The organism is Mesorhizobium sp. M0659 (assembly GCF_040320605.1).
Classification (GTDB): Bacteria; Pseudomonadota; Alphaproteobacteria; order Rhizobiales; family Rhizobiaceae; genus Mesorhizobium.
Map to the genome: position 1 here is coordinate 233,760 of NZ_JAMYPY010000008.1, position 15,268 is coordinate 249,027.

At 63.5% G+C, this 15,268-nt stretch carries 12 protein-coding genes; 11 read left to right on the forward strand and 1 reads right to left on the reverse strand.

Features of this window, described 5'->3' with window-relative positions:
* Positions 1-61: 61 nt before the first annotated feature.
* Genes NKI31_RS15825 through apnL form a run of 5 tightly spaced genes read left to right on the forward strand, consistent with a single transcriptional unit; the run spans position 62 to position 6,183 of the window.
* Positions 62-706 (forward strand): DUF2291 family protein, encoded by a 645-nt coding sequence (locus NKI31_RS15825; protein ID WP_352652033.1) that lies wholly within the window; start codon positions 62-64, stop codon positions 704-706.
* Complete coding sequence (locus NKI31_RS15830; protein WP_023756365.1) at positions 703-2,250, forward strand: sugar ABC transporter ATP-binding protein; 1,548 nt, start codon at positions 703-705, stop codon at positions 2,248-2,250. Before NKI31_RS15825 ends, NKI31_RS15830 begins: the two co-directional genes overlap by 4 nt.
* Positions 2,247-3,311 (forward strand): ABC transporter permease, encoded by a 1,065-nt coding sequence (locus tag NKI31_RS15835; protein WP_023688190.1) that lies wholly within the window; start codon positions 2,247-2,249, stop codon positions 3,309-3,311. Before NKI31_RS15830 ends, NKI31_RS15835 begins: the two co-directional genes overlap by 4 nt.
* 2 nt (positions 3,312-3,313) lie before the next feature.
* Positions 3,314-4,348, forward strand: coding sequence for a Gfo/Idh/MocA family protein (locus NKI31_RS15840; RefSeq protein ID WP_023744759.1), 1,035 nt, complete (start codon positions 3,314-3,316; stop codon positions 4,346-4,348).
* Positions 4,345-6,183 carry a D-apionate lactonase gene (apnL, locus tag NKI31_RS15845; RefSeq protein ID WP_352652034.1) on the forward strand — a complete coding sequence of 613 codons (1,839 nt, stop codon included), beginning with the start codon at positions 4,345-4,347 and terminating at the stop codon, positions 6,181-6,183. The genes NKI31_RS15840 and apnL overlap by 4 nt, the downstream gene beginning before the upstream one ends.
* A 2-nt stretch (positions 6,184-6,185) precedes the next feature.
* On the opposite strand, the gene NKI31_RS15850 is transcribed toward apnL, so the two are convergent.
* Positions 6,186-6,899, reverse strand: a complete 714-nt coding sequence (locus tag NKI31_RS15850; RefSeq protein WP_023710718.1) for a transcriptional regulator NanR — start codon at positions 6,897-6,899, stop codon at positions 6,186-6,188.
* A 187-nt stretch (positions 6,900-7,086) separates the two neighbouring features.
* On the opposite strand from NKI31_RS15850, the gene oiaX reads away from it, so the two are divergent.
* The 6 genes from oiaX to NKI31_RS15880 all read left to right on the forward strand — a co-directional run bounded on the left by oiaX (position 7,087) and on the right by NKI31_RS15880 (position 15,242).
* Positions 7,087-8,337, forward strand: a complete 1,251-nt coding sequence (oiaX, locus tag NKI31_RS15855; RefSeq protein ID WP_023697638.1) for a 3-oxo-isoapionate-4-phosphate decarboxylase OiaX — start codon at positions 7,087-7,089, stop codon at positions 8,335-8,337.
* A 4-nt stretch (positions 8,338-8,341) separates the two neighbouring features.
* Entirely contained in the window at positions 8,342-9,676 is a 1,335-nt protein-coding gene (locus tag NKI31_RS15860) for a four-carbon acid sugar kinase family protein (protein ID WP_352652035.1), read from the forward strand.
* 236 nt (positions 9,677-9,912) lie between these two features.
* Positions 9,913-11,436 carry an FGGY-family carbohydrate kinase gene (locus tag NKI31_RS15865; RefSeq protein ID WP_352652053.1) on the forward strand — a complete coding sequence of 508 codons (1,524 nt, stop codon included), beginning with the start codon at positions 9,913-9,915 and terminating at the stop codon, positions 11,434-11,436.
* Positions 11,433-12,209 (forward strand): DeoR/GlpR family DNA-binding transcription regulator, encoded by a 777-nt coding sequence (locus NKI31_RS15870; RefSeq protein WP_031249056.1) that lies wholly within the window; start codon positions 11,433-11,435, stop codon positions 12,207-12,209. The genes NKI31_RS15865 and NKI31_RS15870 overlap by 4 nt, the downstream gene beginning before the upstream one ends.
* On the forward strand, positions 12,206-13,921 hold the full coding sequence (locus NKI31_RS15875; RefSeq protein ID WP_502899141.1) for a glycerol-3-phosphate dehydrogenase/oxidase: 1,716 nt from the start codon (positions 12,206-12,208) through the stop codon (positions 13,919-13,921). Before NKI31_RS15870 ends, NKI31_RS15875 begins: the two co-directional genes overlap by 4 nt.
* 325 nt (positions 13,922-14,246) lie before the next feature.
* On the forward strand, positions 14,247-15,242 hold the full coding sequence (locus NKI31_RS15880; protein WP_352652036.1) for a sugar-binding transcriptional regulator: 996 nt from the start codon (positions 14,247-14,249) through the stop codon (positions 15,240-15,242).
* The last annotated feature ends 26 nt before the right edge of the window (positions 15,243-15,268 follow it).

Sequence of the window (15,268 nt, forward strand, 5' to 3'; positions counted from 1 at the left end):
CAAGGGTCGTCCCTCGTCGCCATTTTCCGTGGGTACTGATCACCATGCTCAACAAGCCATCATGCTGAACAACAAGCCGACCTGGCCGATCCTTGCCGTGATACTCGGCATCAGCTTGACCGCCTGCAAGATCCTCCCGACCGCTTCGGGGGACAGCGGCAATGCCGCCGTCTTCAACCCAGACAAGATGGTCGAGGAGATATGGGCGGCGAAGGTCGTGCCTTACCTCCAGCAGAAAGCCGGGCCGTTTGTGCAAGTCCACGCTCTGGCAAAAACCGATCCTGCTTCCGCCGGCGCCAAATATGGCAATCCGAACAAGCAGGCGAATTCGCCCTGGACCTTCGCGGTTCGCGTCGAGGGCAAGATCATCGCCGCCAACACGCAGTCGCGGGCAGCGACCATGGATGTCGATGTCGACGGCGACGGCAAGGCCGATGCGCGGGTGCAAATCGGACCGGCGATGCGGGGAACCGCGCTGCGCGACAGCCTCGATTTCATCCAGTTCAACGATTTTACCAATCAGATCGACTTTGCCCAGTTCGGCAAGGCGTTCAACGCCTATGCCGTCAAGGCCGTGCTTTCCAAACTGCCGCGTGACGCGCTGGAAGGCCGGACCGCCAAGGTTCTCGGCTCTTATACGCTCGAGAGCGGCCAGGACCTGCCGCTGGTGACGCCGGCGGAGGCAGAAATCGGGCGGAAGCCATGAGCGCTGCGGTTGCTCACGATGTCGTCTTGAAGCTGGAGGACGTCTCCAAGGTCTATTCCGGCACCGTCGCGGTCAAGCGCGCGAATTTCGAGGTGCGCAAGGGCGCGGTCAATGTGCTGGTCGGCGAAAACGGCGCCGGCAAATCGACGCTGATGAAGATCATCGCCGGCGTCGAACAGCCGACGCTCGGCCGGATCCTCCTGGAAGGGGAGGAGGTCTCCTTCTCGTCATCGGGCGACGCGGTGAACCGCGGCATCGGCATGGTGTTCCAGGAGCTGAACCTGTTTGGCAATATGACCGTCGCCGAGAACATCTTCGCCACGCGCGAGATCACCAACCGGTTCCGCAAGATCGACCGCAAGGAGCAGGAGCGTCGCGCGGCGCAATTTCTCGAACGCCTGCAGGCCGGGATAAGGCCCGACATGCTGGTCGAGGATCTGCGCATCGGCCAGCAGCAGCTGGTCGAGATCGCCAAGGCGGTTTCGCTCGATGCGCGCATCCTGATCATGGACGAGCCGACCTCGGCGCTCAGTGCGGCGGAAGTCGAGATCCTGTTCAAGGTGATCGCCGACCTCAAGGCGCGCGGCGTGGCGATCGTCTACATCTCGCACCGGCTGGAAGAACTGATCCGCATCGGCGACTACATCACCGTGCTGCGCGATGGGCACATCACCGGCCAGGAGGAGATGAAGAACGTCGACACCCGGTGGATCGTGCGGCAGATGATCGGCTCCGACGCCAAGGATTTCGCCAAGGCCGACGGCCATGTTCCTGGCGAAGAGATATTCCGCGCCGAGGACATCTGCCTGCCGCGCGCGACCGGCGGGCTGGCGGTCGATCACGTCTCGCTGTCGCTGCGCGCCGGCGAGATCCTCGGCATATACGGCCTGATGGGCGCCGGGCGGAGCGAGCTGTTCGACTGCATCATGGGCCGCCATGGCCAGGCGACCGGCGCGATCTTCATCGCCGGCAAAAAGGTCAAGGAGCGCGACACGACGCGGCGTATCCGGCGCGGGCTGGCGCTGATCCCCGAAGACCGCCAACGCGAAGGGCTAGTCTCGATCCTGTCCGTCGCGAGCAATCTGACACTGGCCAGCCTGTCGCGTTTTGTCCGCCTGTTTCACATTCGCGGCGGCCACGAGAAGCAGGCGGTGACGCAGATGGTGCGGGAACTGGCGATCAAGGTCGCCGACCCGGCGCAGGAGGTCTCATCGCTGTCGGGCGGCAACCAGCAAAAGGTGGTGATCGGAAAGGCGCTGCTCACCGGGCCGAAGGTGCTGCTGATGGACGAGCCGAGCCGTGGCATCGATGTCGGCGCCAAGGCCGACGTCTTCCGCACCATGCGCAAACTGTCGCGAGACGGGCTCGGCATTCTGTTCGCCACCTCGGATCTCGATGAGGTGATGGCGCTGTCCGATCGCATCGCGGTGATGAGCAATGGAAAACTGACGGGCATGTTCGATCGCGCCGAGGCGACGGAGGCAGCCCTTGTCGCCGCCTCGGCACTTGGCCACGGACCGGCCCCGCACACGGAGAACCCATGACTGACATCCCGGCCAAGGCGGCTGTCTCCTCCGTTTCGAGCGGCTCGCTGCTGCTGACGCTGATGAAGGCGAGGACCTTCATCGCGCTGATCGCCGTCTTGATCTTCTTCTCGATCGCGGCGCCGAATTTCCTGTCGACAGCCAATCTGATCCTGATGTCGAAACATGTGGCGCTGAACGCCTTCCTCGCCATGGGCATGACCTTCGTCATCATCACCGGCGGCATCGATCTCTCAGTCGGCTCGATCGTCGGCCTGTGCGGCATGGTCGCCGGCTACCTCGTGCTCAACGGCATCGACCTGCAATTCGGCTACACCGTCTATTTCAACGTCGTCGAGATCGCGCTGATCACGCTGGCGGTCGGCATATTGATCGGCGCCGTCAACGGACTGCTGATCACCAGGCTGAACGTCGCGCCGTTCATCGCCACGCTCGGCGTGCTCTATGTCGCGCGCGGCCTGGCGTTGCTGTCGTCGGACGGCCGCACCTTCCCCAACCTCGTCGGCAAGCCGGAGCTTGGCACCACCGGGTTTGGTTTCCTCGGCGCCGGGCGGCTGCTCGGCCTGCCGGTGGCGATCTGGATACTGATCGTCGTTGCGCTGGCGGCGGCCTACCTCGCCAAATACACCCCGCTCGGCCGCCACATCTTCGCCGTCGGCGGCAATGAACGGGCGTCGCGAATTTCGGGCGTTCGTGTCAACATGGTGAAAATGTTCGTCTACATGTTCTCCGGCTTCTGCGCGGCGATCGTCGGCCTGATCATCTCGTCCGAACTGATGGCCTCGCACCCGGCAACAGGCGAAAGTTTCGAGCTCAACGCCATTGCGGCGGCGGTGCTCGGCGGCACCTCGATGTCGGGTGGGCGCGGCACGATCGGCGGCACCATTGTCGGCGCCTTCGTCATCGGCATTCTTTCGGACGGGTTGGTGATGATGGGCGTGAGTTCCTTCTGGCAGATGGTGATCAAGGGCCTTGTCATCATCGTCGCCGTCGTCGTCGACCAAGCGCAGCGCCGGCTGCAGAGCCGGGTGACGCTGATGCAGATGGCAAAGGCAGGCTGAGCATGGCGGAGTTGCGGGGAGGGCTCATCGGCTGCGGCTTCTTTGCCATCAACCAGATGCATGCCTGGCGCGACATTGAAGGCGCCGCGATGGTCGCCATTTGCGACCGCGACCCGGAGCGGCTGCGCATCATCGGCGACCAGTTCGGCATTGCGAAGCGCTACACCGACGCGGCAGAGATGTTTGCAAGCGAAAGCCTCGACTTCGTCGATATCGCCACCACCGTTCCCAGCCATCGTCCGCTGGTCGAGATGGCGGCGCTGCACCGTGTGCCGGTGATTTGCCAAAAGCCGTTCGCGCCGACGCTTGCCGACGCCAAGGCGATGGTGAGGGCCTGCGTGGAAGCCGGCGTACCGCTGATGGTGCATGAGAATTTTCGTTGGCAGTCGGCGATCCAGGCGGTGCGTGCCGTGCTCGACAGCGGCGAGATCGGCACGCCGTTCTTCGGGCGCATCTCCTTCCGCTCTGCCTATGACGTGTTTTCCGGCCAGCCCTATCTCGCCGAGGGAAAGCGCTTCATCATCGAGGATCTCGGTATCCACAGTCTCGACATCGCCCGTTTTCTACTGGGCGACGTGTCGACGATCACGACGCGAACCGCGCGCATCAACCCCGGCATCGCGGGCGAAGATGTCGCGACGATGCTGATGGACCACAAGAGCGGGGCGACGTCAGTGGTCGACTGTAGCTACGCGACGAAGCTCGCCACCGAACCGTTTCCCGAAACGCTGATCGAGATCGACGGCAGCGACGGCACGATCCGCTTGGCGCAGGGATATCGGCTCACCGTCACCGGCAGGAGCGGCACGAAGATCACCGACGTTTCGCCGCCCTTACTCGCCTGGGCATCGCGCCCATGGCACAACATCCAGGAGAGCGTCGTCGCCATCCAGCAGCACTGGGTCGACTGCCTGGCAAAGGGAACCGAGCCGGCGACCTCGGGCGCCGACAACCTCAAGACATTCGCGCTGGTCGAGGCGGCCTATCTGGGCGCCGCGAGCCACGAACCTGTCCACCTGGATGGCTTGCTGACATGACAGCCGACGCCTTCCTCCTCTACGGTACGCATGCCGTCGAGGCGGAGCCGGTCAGGCTGAATGCCGGTCTGCTCAGCGCCGACTTTGTCAACGGCAACCTGCGCACCATCCGTTACGGTGGCATCGAAGTGTTGCGCGCCATCGCCTACATCGTGCGCGACCGCGACTGGGGCACCTATGAACCGGCGCTGACGGACCTTGCCGTCGATCAGGACGCCGACAGCTTCTCCGTCAGCTACTCCGCAACTTGCTTAGCACCGGGCGGAAGCCGGCTCGACTTTCGCGCTACGATCAAGGGCTCCGCCAACGGTCACCTAGTGTTCGACGTCAGCGCGGTCCCTGAAAGCGATTTCGAGACCAATCGCTGCGGTTTTTGCGTCCTGCATCCGATCGCCGGCCTCGCCGGCAGCCCGGTCACGGTCGAGCATACCGACGGCAGCGTGGTGGCGACGAAACTGCCGCTGTTGATCGATCCCTGGCAGCCTTTCAAGGATTTGCGCGCGATCACCCATGAGGTCCGGCCGGGCATCACTGCCGAATGCCGGATGGAGGGCGACACTTTCGAGATGGAGGACCAGCGCAACTGGTCGGACGCGTCCTACAAGACCTATGTGCGGCCACTGGCGCTGCCTTGGCCCTATGTGCTGCCGGCCGGCCAAACTGTAAGCCAGACGGTCAGCCTGCGCATCACCGGCGAGGGGGGAATGCCGGCCGCAGCATCTGCCGCCGAACCGGTCAGCGTCGAACTCGGCGAGACCGGGCAGAGGCTGCCGGATCTCGGCGTGATCATCTACCCGGATGAGGTCGAAGCAGCGCTCGCAAATCTTTCGACATTGACCGAGCTCGGCCCGCAGCAACTTGTCTTCCACTACGATCCGACGCGCGGCCACGGTCTCGAAGCATTGCAGTCTTATGCAAGGCTCACCGCCGCCTATCCGGTGCAGACGACGCTGGAATGCGTCGTTGCCTGCGCGGGCGACCTCGATGCCGAGCTGTCAGGCGTTGCCGACATGGTGCGTCAAGCCGGGTTGAAGCTTTCGGCCATTGCCGTCTCGCCTTCGGTTGACCGGCAGTCGACACCGCCGGGCAGCGCGTGGCCGGACTGTCCGCCGCTCGAAGACGTCTATGCCGCGGCCCGTCGCGCCTTTCCCGATATCCGGCTCGGCGGCGGCATGTTCAGCTATTTCACCGAGCTCAACCGCAAGCGCGTGCCGGCGGGCCAACTCGATTTCGTCACCCACTGCACGTGCCCGATCGTGCACGCCGCCGACGATCTCAGCGTCATGCAGTCGCTGGAGGCGCTGCCCTTCATCACCGCGTCGGCGCGGGCGATCTTCGGGGAAAAGTCTTACCGCATCGGTCCATCGACGATCGCCATGCGCCAGAACCCCTATGGCGGCGCGACCAAGGGCAATCCCGGGGGCCAGCGCATCGCCATGGCCGATCGCGACCCTCGCCATGCCGGCCTGTTCGCAGCCGCATGGGCGATCGGCTATGCCGCGCGTGTCGCGCCGGCCGGGCTGGAACTGCTCACGCTGTCCGGCTTCGCCGGGCCTTTCGGCGTGCTCGCAGCATCCGGCGAACCCGTCGCGGAAGGATCGCCTCGGCCGATCTTCGATGCCATCAAGGGGCTTTGCGAACTGGCCGGCCTTACGTATGTGGCGACGAAAACGAGCGACGAGACCAAGGTGCTGGCGCTGGCCGGCCGCTCCGCTTCGGGCAAGACCGTGGCGTGGCTGGCGAACCTGACGGCGGACGACGTGACGGTCGACATCTCAGCGTTTGGCCGAGGCCAACTGGTGATGACCCCTTACGCGATCACGCGGATCGGCTGAAATCAGTTGCCGGAGTTCATCACATAAAGCGCGCGCGAGCGCTCGAGGTGCTTGATCATCGCCTTCTCGGCGCCGTCGGCATCCTTCTTCTCGATGCGGCCGATGATCTCTTCATGCTCGGTCAGCGTGAACTGTTCCTTGCCGGTCCAGATCAGCATTTCGGTGTGATATTCCTTCAGCCAACTGAGCATAGCCTCGCTGACGGCGATATAGATCGGGTTGCCTGAAATGGCCGCGATCTGGGTGTGAAACTTCATGTCGGCTGAAATGAAAGCCTCGGAATCGCCGCGAAAGCCACGCTGTTCGGCAATTGTGGCCCGCAGCTGCTCAACGTCCTCGGCAGTGGCATTTTCGGCGGCTTCCCTGACCATGCCGCGCTCGAAGAAGATGCGCGCCGTTTTCAGGTGCTCCAGCGTGTCCTTCGACGACGACAGGATGATCTTGGCTGCGCCGTCGACCTGCTTGATGATCGACTTGGCGGTCAGCTGCAGCACCTTGGCGCGTTCCCCATGCGAGATCGCGACGAGGCCCATATTGCTCAGCGCCTGCATCGCCTCGCGGATCGCGGGACGGCCGACCTCGAAGCGCTCCATCAACTCGCGCTCCGACGGCATGTCGTCGCCCGGCGTCAATTCTCCGCTGGTGATCAGGCGCTTCAGCCGCAAAAACACTTCGTCGGAAAGTTTGCGCCGGACGATCGGCTCCGAACGGTTCATCGTCGCGAATCACTCCCTTGACCTGTGTCTATCTAGCACTGCCGCAGCTGTTCCCGGAATGGCTGTCGCCCCGATCGCCCATAGCCGCCAGACAGGATATTGCTTGCAAAGCTTATGTACTCATTATACCAGATTCCGACGATCAAGGAACTCTTTTCGAACCCCCTGCGGCCTCAGACAACGAACCATGATCACGCTCACCTACCGCATCGAGACATCAGGCAGCATCGAGACGCTGGCAGCCAAGATCGCCAGCGACCAGTCGACTGGAACCTTCGTCGCGCTGCCCGGCGAGACCGAGGAACTGAAAGCCCGGGTGGCCGCGCGTGTCCTGGCCATTCGGCACCTGCCGGACGCACTTCGCCCCTCCATTCCCGAGGCCGGTAACGGGCCGTTCAAGCGCGCGGATGTCGACATCGCCTTTCCATTCGATGCCATCGGCCACGACCTGTCGGCTCTGATGACCATTGCCATCGGCGGCGCCTATTCGATCAAGGGCCTAACCGGCATTCGCGTTGTCGACATGAAGCTGCCGGAGCAATTCCGCGGCGCGCATCCAGGTCCGCAATTCGGCGTCGCCGGCAGCCGCAGGCTGACAGGTGTCACGGATCGGCCGATCATCGGCACCATCGTCAAGCCGGCGCTGGGGCTGCGGCCCCCCGAGACCGCCGCGATGGTGGGCGAGCTGATCGCCGCCGGTGTCGATTTCATCAAGGACGATGAGAAGCTGATGAGCCCAGCCTATTCGCCGCTGGCGGAGCGGGTAAAGGCAATCATGCCGCTGATCCTCGACCACGAGCAGAGGACCGGCAAGAAGGTGATGTATGCCTTCGGCATCTCGCATGCCGACCCGGACGAGATGATGCGCAATCACGATCTGGTGGCCAAGGCCGGCGGAAATTGCGCGGTGGTCAACATCAACTCCGTCGGTTTCGGTGGCCTGGCCTTCTTGAGAAAACGCTCCAGCCTGGTGCTTCACGCTCATCGCAACGGCTGGGACATCCTCACCCGCCATCCCGGCCTCGGTATGAACTTCAAGGTCTGGCAACAGTTCTGGCGGCTGCTCGGCGTCGACCAGTTCCAGATCAACGGCATCCAATCGAAATACTGGGAGCCGGACGCGTCTTTCGTCGAGTCCTTCAAGGCGGTGACGACGCCGATTTTTGCCCCTGAGGATTGCGCCTTGCCTGTGGCGGGCTCCGGCCAATGGGGCGGGCAAGCGCCCGAGACCTATGAACGGACCGGCCGGACCGTCGATCTGCTCTATCTGTGCGGCGGCGGCATCGTCAGCCATCCGGATGGACCGGGCGCCGGGGTGCGTGCCGTGCAGCAAGCCTGGCAGGCGGCGGTCGACGGCATTCCGCTGGCGGATTTCGCCTTGAGCCATCCCGAACTGGCGCGGTCGATCGAAAAGTTCGGCGACGGCAAAGCGGCCTGAAGCGATGCAAGATCTGCTTCTCAGCTATTATGGCGATGACCTCACCGGTTCGACCGACGTCATGGAAGCGCTCGAACTCGGCGGCGTGCCGACCGTGCTGTTCATGCGCCAGCCGGACGCGGCCATGCTTGCGCAGTTCGCACATTGCCGAGCCGTTGGCCTGGCCGGCACCAGCCGCAGCGAAACCCCGCAATGGATGGACACGCATCTGAGCGATGCCTTCGCCTGGCTGAAGACGCTGAATGCCGCGATCTGTCACTACAAGGTCTGCTCGACCTTCGATTCCAGCCCGACCATCGGCAGCATCGGTCGCGCCATCGAGATCGGCCGCTCGGTCTTCGCGCAGGACAGCGTGCCGCTGCTGGTCGGGGCGCCGCAGCTCAAGCGTTACACGGCCTTCGGTCATTTGTTCGCGGCCTATCGCGAAAAGTATTTCCGCATCGACCGCCATCCGGTGATGAGCCGCCACCCGACGACGCCGATGGATGAATCCGACCTGCTGATCCATCTGTCGCGGCAGACGGAGCTCACATCGGGGCTGGTCGATCTCGCGACGTTGCAGTCGGTGTCGCGCTCGGAAGCCTTCGACCGCTTGCTCGCTGAGGGCACCGACATCGTACTTGTCGATGTCGACAGCCTCGAGACGCAGGCGCTTGCCGGCAAGGGGATATGGCGCGCCCGCAAGCCGGGCGGTTCGTTCGTCGTCGGCTCGTCCGGGATCGAATATGCGCTGCTGGCCGAATGGGTGTCGAGTGGGACAGTCAGAGCTGAGCCAGGATTTTCGCCGCCAGGTGCCGCCGACCGGATCGCGGTCGTCTCGGGCAGTTGTTCGCCGACGACCGAACGACAGATCCGGCACGCTTTGACCGACGGCTTCGATGGCATCGAGGTCGATCCCGTCGAACTGATCTCCGAAGCTTCCGGAGATGCGATCGCACGCGCGACGGCAGCCGGTCGCGCCAGTCTGGAAGCCGGGCGCAGCGTCGTTCTCTACACGGCCCTTGGACCCGCGGCCGATAGGGGGGGCGAAATCGACCGCCAGGAAGGCGCCCGCCACAAGCTCGGGCGGGGCCTCGGCGAACTGCTTCGCGCGCTGACCATCGAGCAGAAGTTGCAGCGCGTGGTCGTTGCCGGCGGCGATACGTCGAGCCACGCGCTCGGCCAGATGGGTGTCGATGCGCTGACCGTGCGGATGCCGTTGCCGGCGTCGCCGGGCTCGCCGCTTTGCGTCGCTCACTCGCGCGTCAAGGCGATCGATGGGCTGGAGGTGGCACTCAAGGGCGGGCAGGTTGGAACCGACCGCTATTTCAGCGCCATCCGTGACGGCCTTAGCAGCTGATTACGCGTCGCCTGGCAACCGCGAGATCCATTCATGCCCTCTAACGGCGCGGTAGCGGTTTTTGTCGCGCATGTTGACGTTAAATTCACATAAAGATATGGGTGTTTTGTCGGGGCAAGGTACTTTTGCCATTTTATCCGCCTTGCTCTATCGGGGTTGTCGCCATGTGTTTCGCCCTTGCATCAGACTGCAGGATCGCCCTGTAGCAATCGCCAATGCTGAAAGAGGCGGTGATCATGCCCAGCCTGCTCGGAATCGATAACGGCCTCACGGTCACCAAGGCGGTCATCTTCGATGCCGACGGCACGCAATTGTCCGTGGCGCGTCGCCGGGTGCCGCAATCGATGCCCCACGCGCGCTGGGTGGAGCGCGACATGTCAGGCCTGTGGCAAGCAACAGCCGACGCCATCAAGGAGGCGATCGCGCTCGCCGGCAGGCCGGCGGAAGACATCAAGGCGGTGGCGGCGACCGCGCATGGCGATGGTCTCTATCTGCTCGATCATGATCGTCAGCCTTTGGGACCAGGCATCCTGTCGCTCGACAGCCGCGCCGGCGACATTGTCGACAGGTGGTCCGCCGGTACCGTTTTCACCGATGCGCTGGCGACGACAGGCCAGACGCCGCATGTTTCGGCGCCGTCGGCGCTGCTGGCATGGCTCAAGCAGAACGATCCTGATCGCTATGGCCGCATCGGCCATGTGCTGGCCTGCAAGGACTGGCTGCGCTTTTGCCTGAGCGGCACGATCGGCACCGACCGCACGGAGGCAAGCACCTCATTCACGGATTTCCGCACGCAAGCCTATGCGCCTGAAGCGCTGCGCATCTTCGGGTTGGAGGATCTGTTCGACGCGCTGCCGCCGGTGGCGCATTCCGCTGAAATCGCCGGTCAAGTCACCGCCGATGCCGCCGAAAGGACCGGCCTTCGCAAGGGAACACCGGTCGCCTGCGGCCTGCACGACGTGGCCGCCTCGGCGCTTGGCATGGGCGGCCATGAGGAGGGCGTGCTCGCCATCGTCGCCGGCACCTATTCCATCAATGAAGTCGTCTCTTCGCAACCGCGCGTCGACCGACGTTGGTTCTGCCGTAACGCCATCGATGCGGGCCGTTGGAACAACATGTCGATCTCGCCGGCCTCGACAGCGAACTACGACTGGTTTCTCGACACCTTCTGTCGCTTGGAGCAAGACAGAACAAACGCGGATCGCGGCTCCCTCCACGAATTGCTGGCGGGAGAGATCGATGCGGCGTTGAAGAAGCCTTCGACCATCCTGTTTCATCCCTATCTGTTCGGCTCTCCCTATGGCGATTTGGCCAGCGGCAGCTTTGTCGGCCTGCATGGCTGGCACAATCGCGGCGACATGCTGAAGGCGGTTCTGGAAGGCATCGCCTTCAATCACCGCACCCATGTCGAGGCCTTGCGCGACGGCTTTGCCGTCAGCGAGATCCGCCTGACCGGGGGCGGCTCGCGTAATCCTGCTTTCGTCCAGATGTTTGCCGACGTGCTGAACGCCCCGGTCACCGTCACCTCGACGGATGAGACCGCGGCCCTCGGCGCAGCACTTTGCGCAGGTGCCGCGGTCGGCTTGTTCAAGACGCCGCAAGAGGGTGCAAGGCAGATCGGCATGACGGCGCGGACGTACCAAACCGTGCCCGCCTCCAGTGCTGTGTTCAATGAGCGGTTTTCGCTCTACTGCCGCATAGCCGAGCAGCTGAAGTGGCATTGGCCTGATATCGAAAGGCTGGCGGGGGTAAACGCATGATCAAGGCCGACGAACGACGCGAAGAGATCGCCGATTATGTGATCAAGCTCGGCCAGGTGCGCATCGATGATCTGGTCGAGCATTTCGGCGTGTCGCGCATGACCATCCACCGGCATATCGACCGGCTGGCGCAGCAGGGCGTGCTGCGCAAGCTGCACGGTGCGGTGACGGTCCAGCCTTCCGGCCTCTACGAGAGCGCTTTCCGCTACCGGGTGACCGTCAATCGAGCCGAGAAGGATGCACTGGCGCGGGCGGCACTGGATTATATCGAGGCCGGCCAGGTGGTGATGCTGGACGATTCATCGACGGCAAACGCGGTCGCGACGCTGCTGCTCGACGTCAAGCCGCTGACCGTCATTTCCAACAGCGTCTCGACGGCGGGCCAATTGATCAATGTGGACGATATAGATTTCATCTGCCTCGGCGGCCAGTATCATCCCACTTACAATGCCTATATCGGCATTGTCTGCGAGAACGCCGTGGCGCAGTTGCGCGCCAATGTGCTGATCTGTTCGGCTTCGGCCGTCACCGGAACCACTGCTTTCATCCAGGATCCGAATGTCGTGCGGGTCAAGCAGGCGATGATGACCGCCTCCGTGAAGCGCGTCCTTTTGGTCGACCACGCAAAGTTCGACCGGATCGCGCTGCATGTCTTCGACGATTTGACCAGTTTCGACGCCGTGCTGGTGACCGAGGGCCTCGGCGATGCGCAGGCGCAGAGCCTCGAGCGAGCCGGGGTGAAACTGCGCATCGTCAAGACGAAGGCGCCATGAACCCAACAGATGGAGCAGCGGCGGACAATCCCGCCGGGCGTCTCGCCGCGATGGCCGGGACCGGCGAAGTCGACGTCGTCATTCTTGGCGCCGGCATCAACGGGGCTGGGCTGTTTCGCGATCTGTGCGCGCAAGGTGTCAGCTGCCTGATCGTCGAAAAGGCGGATTTCGGCTCGGGCACCAGTGCCGCGCCGTCGAGGCTCATCCACGGCGGCTTGAAATATCTCGAGACCGGCGAGTTCGGGCTGGTGGCGCAGTCGACGCTCGAACGCAATCTGCTTCTTCAAAACGCGCCGCACTATGTCAGCCCGCTGCCGACCGTCATCCCGATCTTCTCGTGGAGCAAGGGCATGCTCGCGGCGTTGCGAACGCTGTTCGGCTCGACCAGCGCGCCGCGCAGCCGCGGCGCCATACTGATCAAGATCGGCTTGATGATCTACGATTTCTACGGTTCACGAAACCAGGTCATGCCGCGCCACCGCATGGTCGGGCGGCGGCAGGCGCTTGTTGAGATGCCGGCGCTCAATCCGGCGATCGTCGCCACCGGCACCTACTACGACGCCAAGATAAGTCACCCGGAAAGGCTGGTGCTGGAACTGATCCTCGACGGCTTGCAGGCTCACGCGGCGTCTGCCGGTGCCAACTACACGACACTGGCGGCTTCAGCCAATGGCGTGCTCACCTTCCAGCCGGAAAACGGCGCGGCCTTTTCGGTGCGGCCGAAGCTGGTGGTGAACGCCGCCGGTCCGTGGATCGACGACGTCAACGCGCTGCTTGGTGCTCCATCGAAGATGATCGGCGGCACCAAGGGCTCGCATATCCTGTTAAGGCATGACGAACTGGTCAAAAGCCTCGCCGGGCGCATGCTCTATTTCGAGGCCGATGAGGGCCGCATCTGCCTGGTCTACGACTATCTCGGCCTGGCGCTGGTCGGCTCGACCGACATCAAGGCCGACAATCCGGACGCGGTCCGCTGCGAACCCGAAGAAGTCGACTATCTGCTCGACAGCGTGCGAACGCTGCTGCCGGGCATGGCGTTCGAGCGCGACCAGATCGTCTACGCCTATAGCGGCATCCGGCCGCTGCCGACGTCCGAGGCGTCGACACCAGGGCTGATCAGCCGCGATCATTCAGCGCCGGTCGCCGAGCCGGACGGCAACAGGCCCTTTGCAGTCATTTCGCTGGTCGGCGGCAAATGGACGACGTTCCGCGGCTTTGCCGAGGAAGTCGCTGACACGGTACTCAAGCGCCTGCAGCGCAGCCGCAAGGTGACGACGCGAGCCATGCCGATCGGCGGCGGGAGGAATTTTCCGGCCAATGCCGCCGCGCGCGCGGACTGGCTGGCTAAGGCACAGCAGGCAACAGGCGCCGGGGAAAGGCGCCTTGACCAATTGCTGTCGCGCTACGGGACCAGAGCCGTTGAGATCGCCAGGCACGGGTCGGATGATGAGGGTCGTCGTCTGCCGGACTCGGACGGCTACGGCAAGGCGGAAATCGACTACATCGTGCGCAACGAATTCGTCGAACATCTGGCCGATGTCGTTATGCGCCGCAGCACGTTGGCGATAGGCGGCTCGCTGACGAGCCGCGACCTGCAGGAGATTGCCGCGATCGCGGGGCGGGCGTTGGGGTGGAGCACCGAGCGCCTCACGCGGGAGGTCGAAGCCGCTGTTGTCGAGCTCGAAGGCAGGAACCTGATGCGGCTGGACTGATCGCTTGATCGCCGACGCCTAGCTTTTCCTGAGGCAATCCGATCGATTTGCCCTTGTTGCGCCCTGTGCATCAACCTTCCCATTTTGCACCCGGATTGGGATTTGCCGGCGCCTACGGGCTCATGCCGTCACTGGATACGGTAACACAAATTGACGTTAAATTAACACTACCGTATGGTCATATTGTATGCTTACCTTCTAATAGGCTCGCGTTGGCTGCCGAACGTCGGCTGAGGCAACCATCTGCGGAGGGATTGACAGCGGTGCAAAGGTATGAAAATTTTTGCACACAAAGATAATATTATCACGCTGGGGAGGGGATGGCTTGAATTCCGGCGGAAGCGCAAACCGCGACCATGAATCCAGCCTCGCCACGCGCGCGGCCTGGCTGCACTATGCCGGTGGTCTGACCCAGGCCCAGGTGGCCAAGCGGCTTGGCCTGACCAGCCTCAAGGCGCATAGGCTGATCACCAAGGCCAACCAGGAAGGTCTGGTCAGGGTCTTCATCGACGGCGACGTCGCCGAATGCGTCGACCTGGAACAGCGCCTGATCGCCGCCTATGGGCTCCACTATTGCGAGGTGGTTCCCGATCTCGATCAGGACGAACTGCCGCTCAAGGGGCTGGGCATTGCCGGCGCCCAGTTCCTGAAGCGCGAAATCGATCGCGGCGAAGACATGCTGATCGGCGTCGGCCATGGCCGCACGCTTGCCGCCAGCGTCGAATATCTGACGCGCGCAACTGCTGCTCACATCCGTTTCGTCTCGCTGCTTGGCGGCGTGACGCGCAAATTCGCCGCCAACCCGCACGACGTCATGCATCGCCTGGCAGAGCGGACCGGCGCGCAGGCTTTCGTCATGCCGGTGCCTTTTGTCGCCAATACCGCCGAGGACCGCGAAGTGCTGCTTGGCCAGCGCGGCATCAGCGATGTGTTCGCTCTCGCCAGCCGGTCCGACCTGATGTTCGTCGGAATAGGCACGGCCGAGCGGGAGGCGTCGCTGGTCGCCACCGGCATGATCGAGCCTTCCGAAATCGACGAGGTCAAGCGTGACGGCGGCGTTGGTGAATTGCTGGCGCATTTCTTCGACGACAAGGGGCGTCCGGTCGAAACGGCGCTGTCGGAAAGAATACTGGCGCTTCCGCGCGATCAGTTGAAGGGCCGCAGGATCGTTGCCGTCGCCGGCGGCAAGGTGAAGGTGCGCGCCATCAAGGCAGTACTCGAAAGCCGTTATCTCAGCGGCCTGATCACCGACGAATGCACGGCCCGCGCGCTGGTCGAGCTCGACGATGCAGCCGGGACCGCGAAGCGCTGCGTGAACTGAGGAACTTCGAATGCGTGACAACGGAC

Bases quoted from the DNA above. Each gene is read 5' to 3' on its own strand.
- NKI31_RS15825 (WP_352652033.1), top strand. From the start codon at position 62: ATGCTGAACAACAAGCCGACCTGGCCGATCCTTGCCGTGATACTCGGC.
- NKI31_RS15830 (WP_023756365.1), top strand. From the start codon at position 703: ATGAGCGCTGCGGTTGCTCACGATGTCGTCTTGAAGCTGGAGGACGTC.
- NKI31_RS15835 (WP_023688190.1), top strand. From the start codon at position 2,247: ATGACTGACATCCCGGCCAAGGCGGCTGTCTCCTCCGTTTCGAGCGGC.
- NKI31_RS15840 (WP_023744759.1), top strand. From the start codon at position 3,314: ATGGCGGAGTTGCGGGGAGGGCTCATCGGCTGCGGCTTCTTTGCCATC.
- apnL (WP_352652034.1), top strand. From the start codon at position 4,345: ATGACAGCCGACGCCTTCCTCCTCTACGGTACGCATGCCGTCGAGGCG.
- NKI31_RS15850 (WP_023710718.1), bottom strand. From the start codon at position 6,899: ATGAACCGTTCGGAGCCGATCGTCCGGCGCAAACTTTCCGACGAAGTG.
- oiaX (WP_023697638.1), top strand. From the start codon at position 7,087: ATGATCACGCTCACCTACCGCATCGAGACATCAGGCAGCATCGAGACG.
- NKI31_RS15860 (WP_352652035.1), top strand. From the start codon at position 8,342: ATGCAAGATCTGCTTCTCAGCTATTATGGCGATGACCTCACCGGTTCG.
- NKI31_RS15865 (WP_352652053.1), top strand. From the start codon at position 9,913: ATGCCCAGCCTGCTCGGAATCGATAACGGCCTCACGGTCACCAAGGCG.
- NKI31_RS15870 (WP_031249056.1), top strand. From the start codon at position 11,433: ATGATCAAGGCCGACGAACGACGCGAAGAGATCGCCGATTATGTGATC.
- NKI31_RS15875 (WP_502899141.1), top strand. From the start codon at position 12,206: ATGAACCCAACAGATGGAGCAGCGGCGGACAATCCCGCCGGGCGTCTC.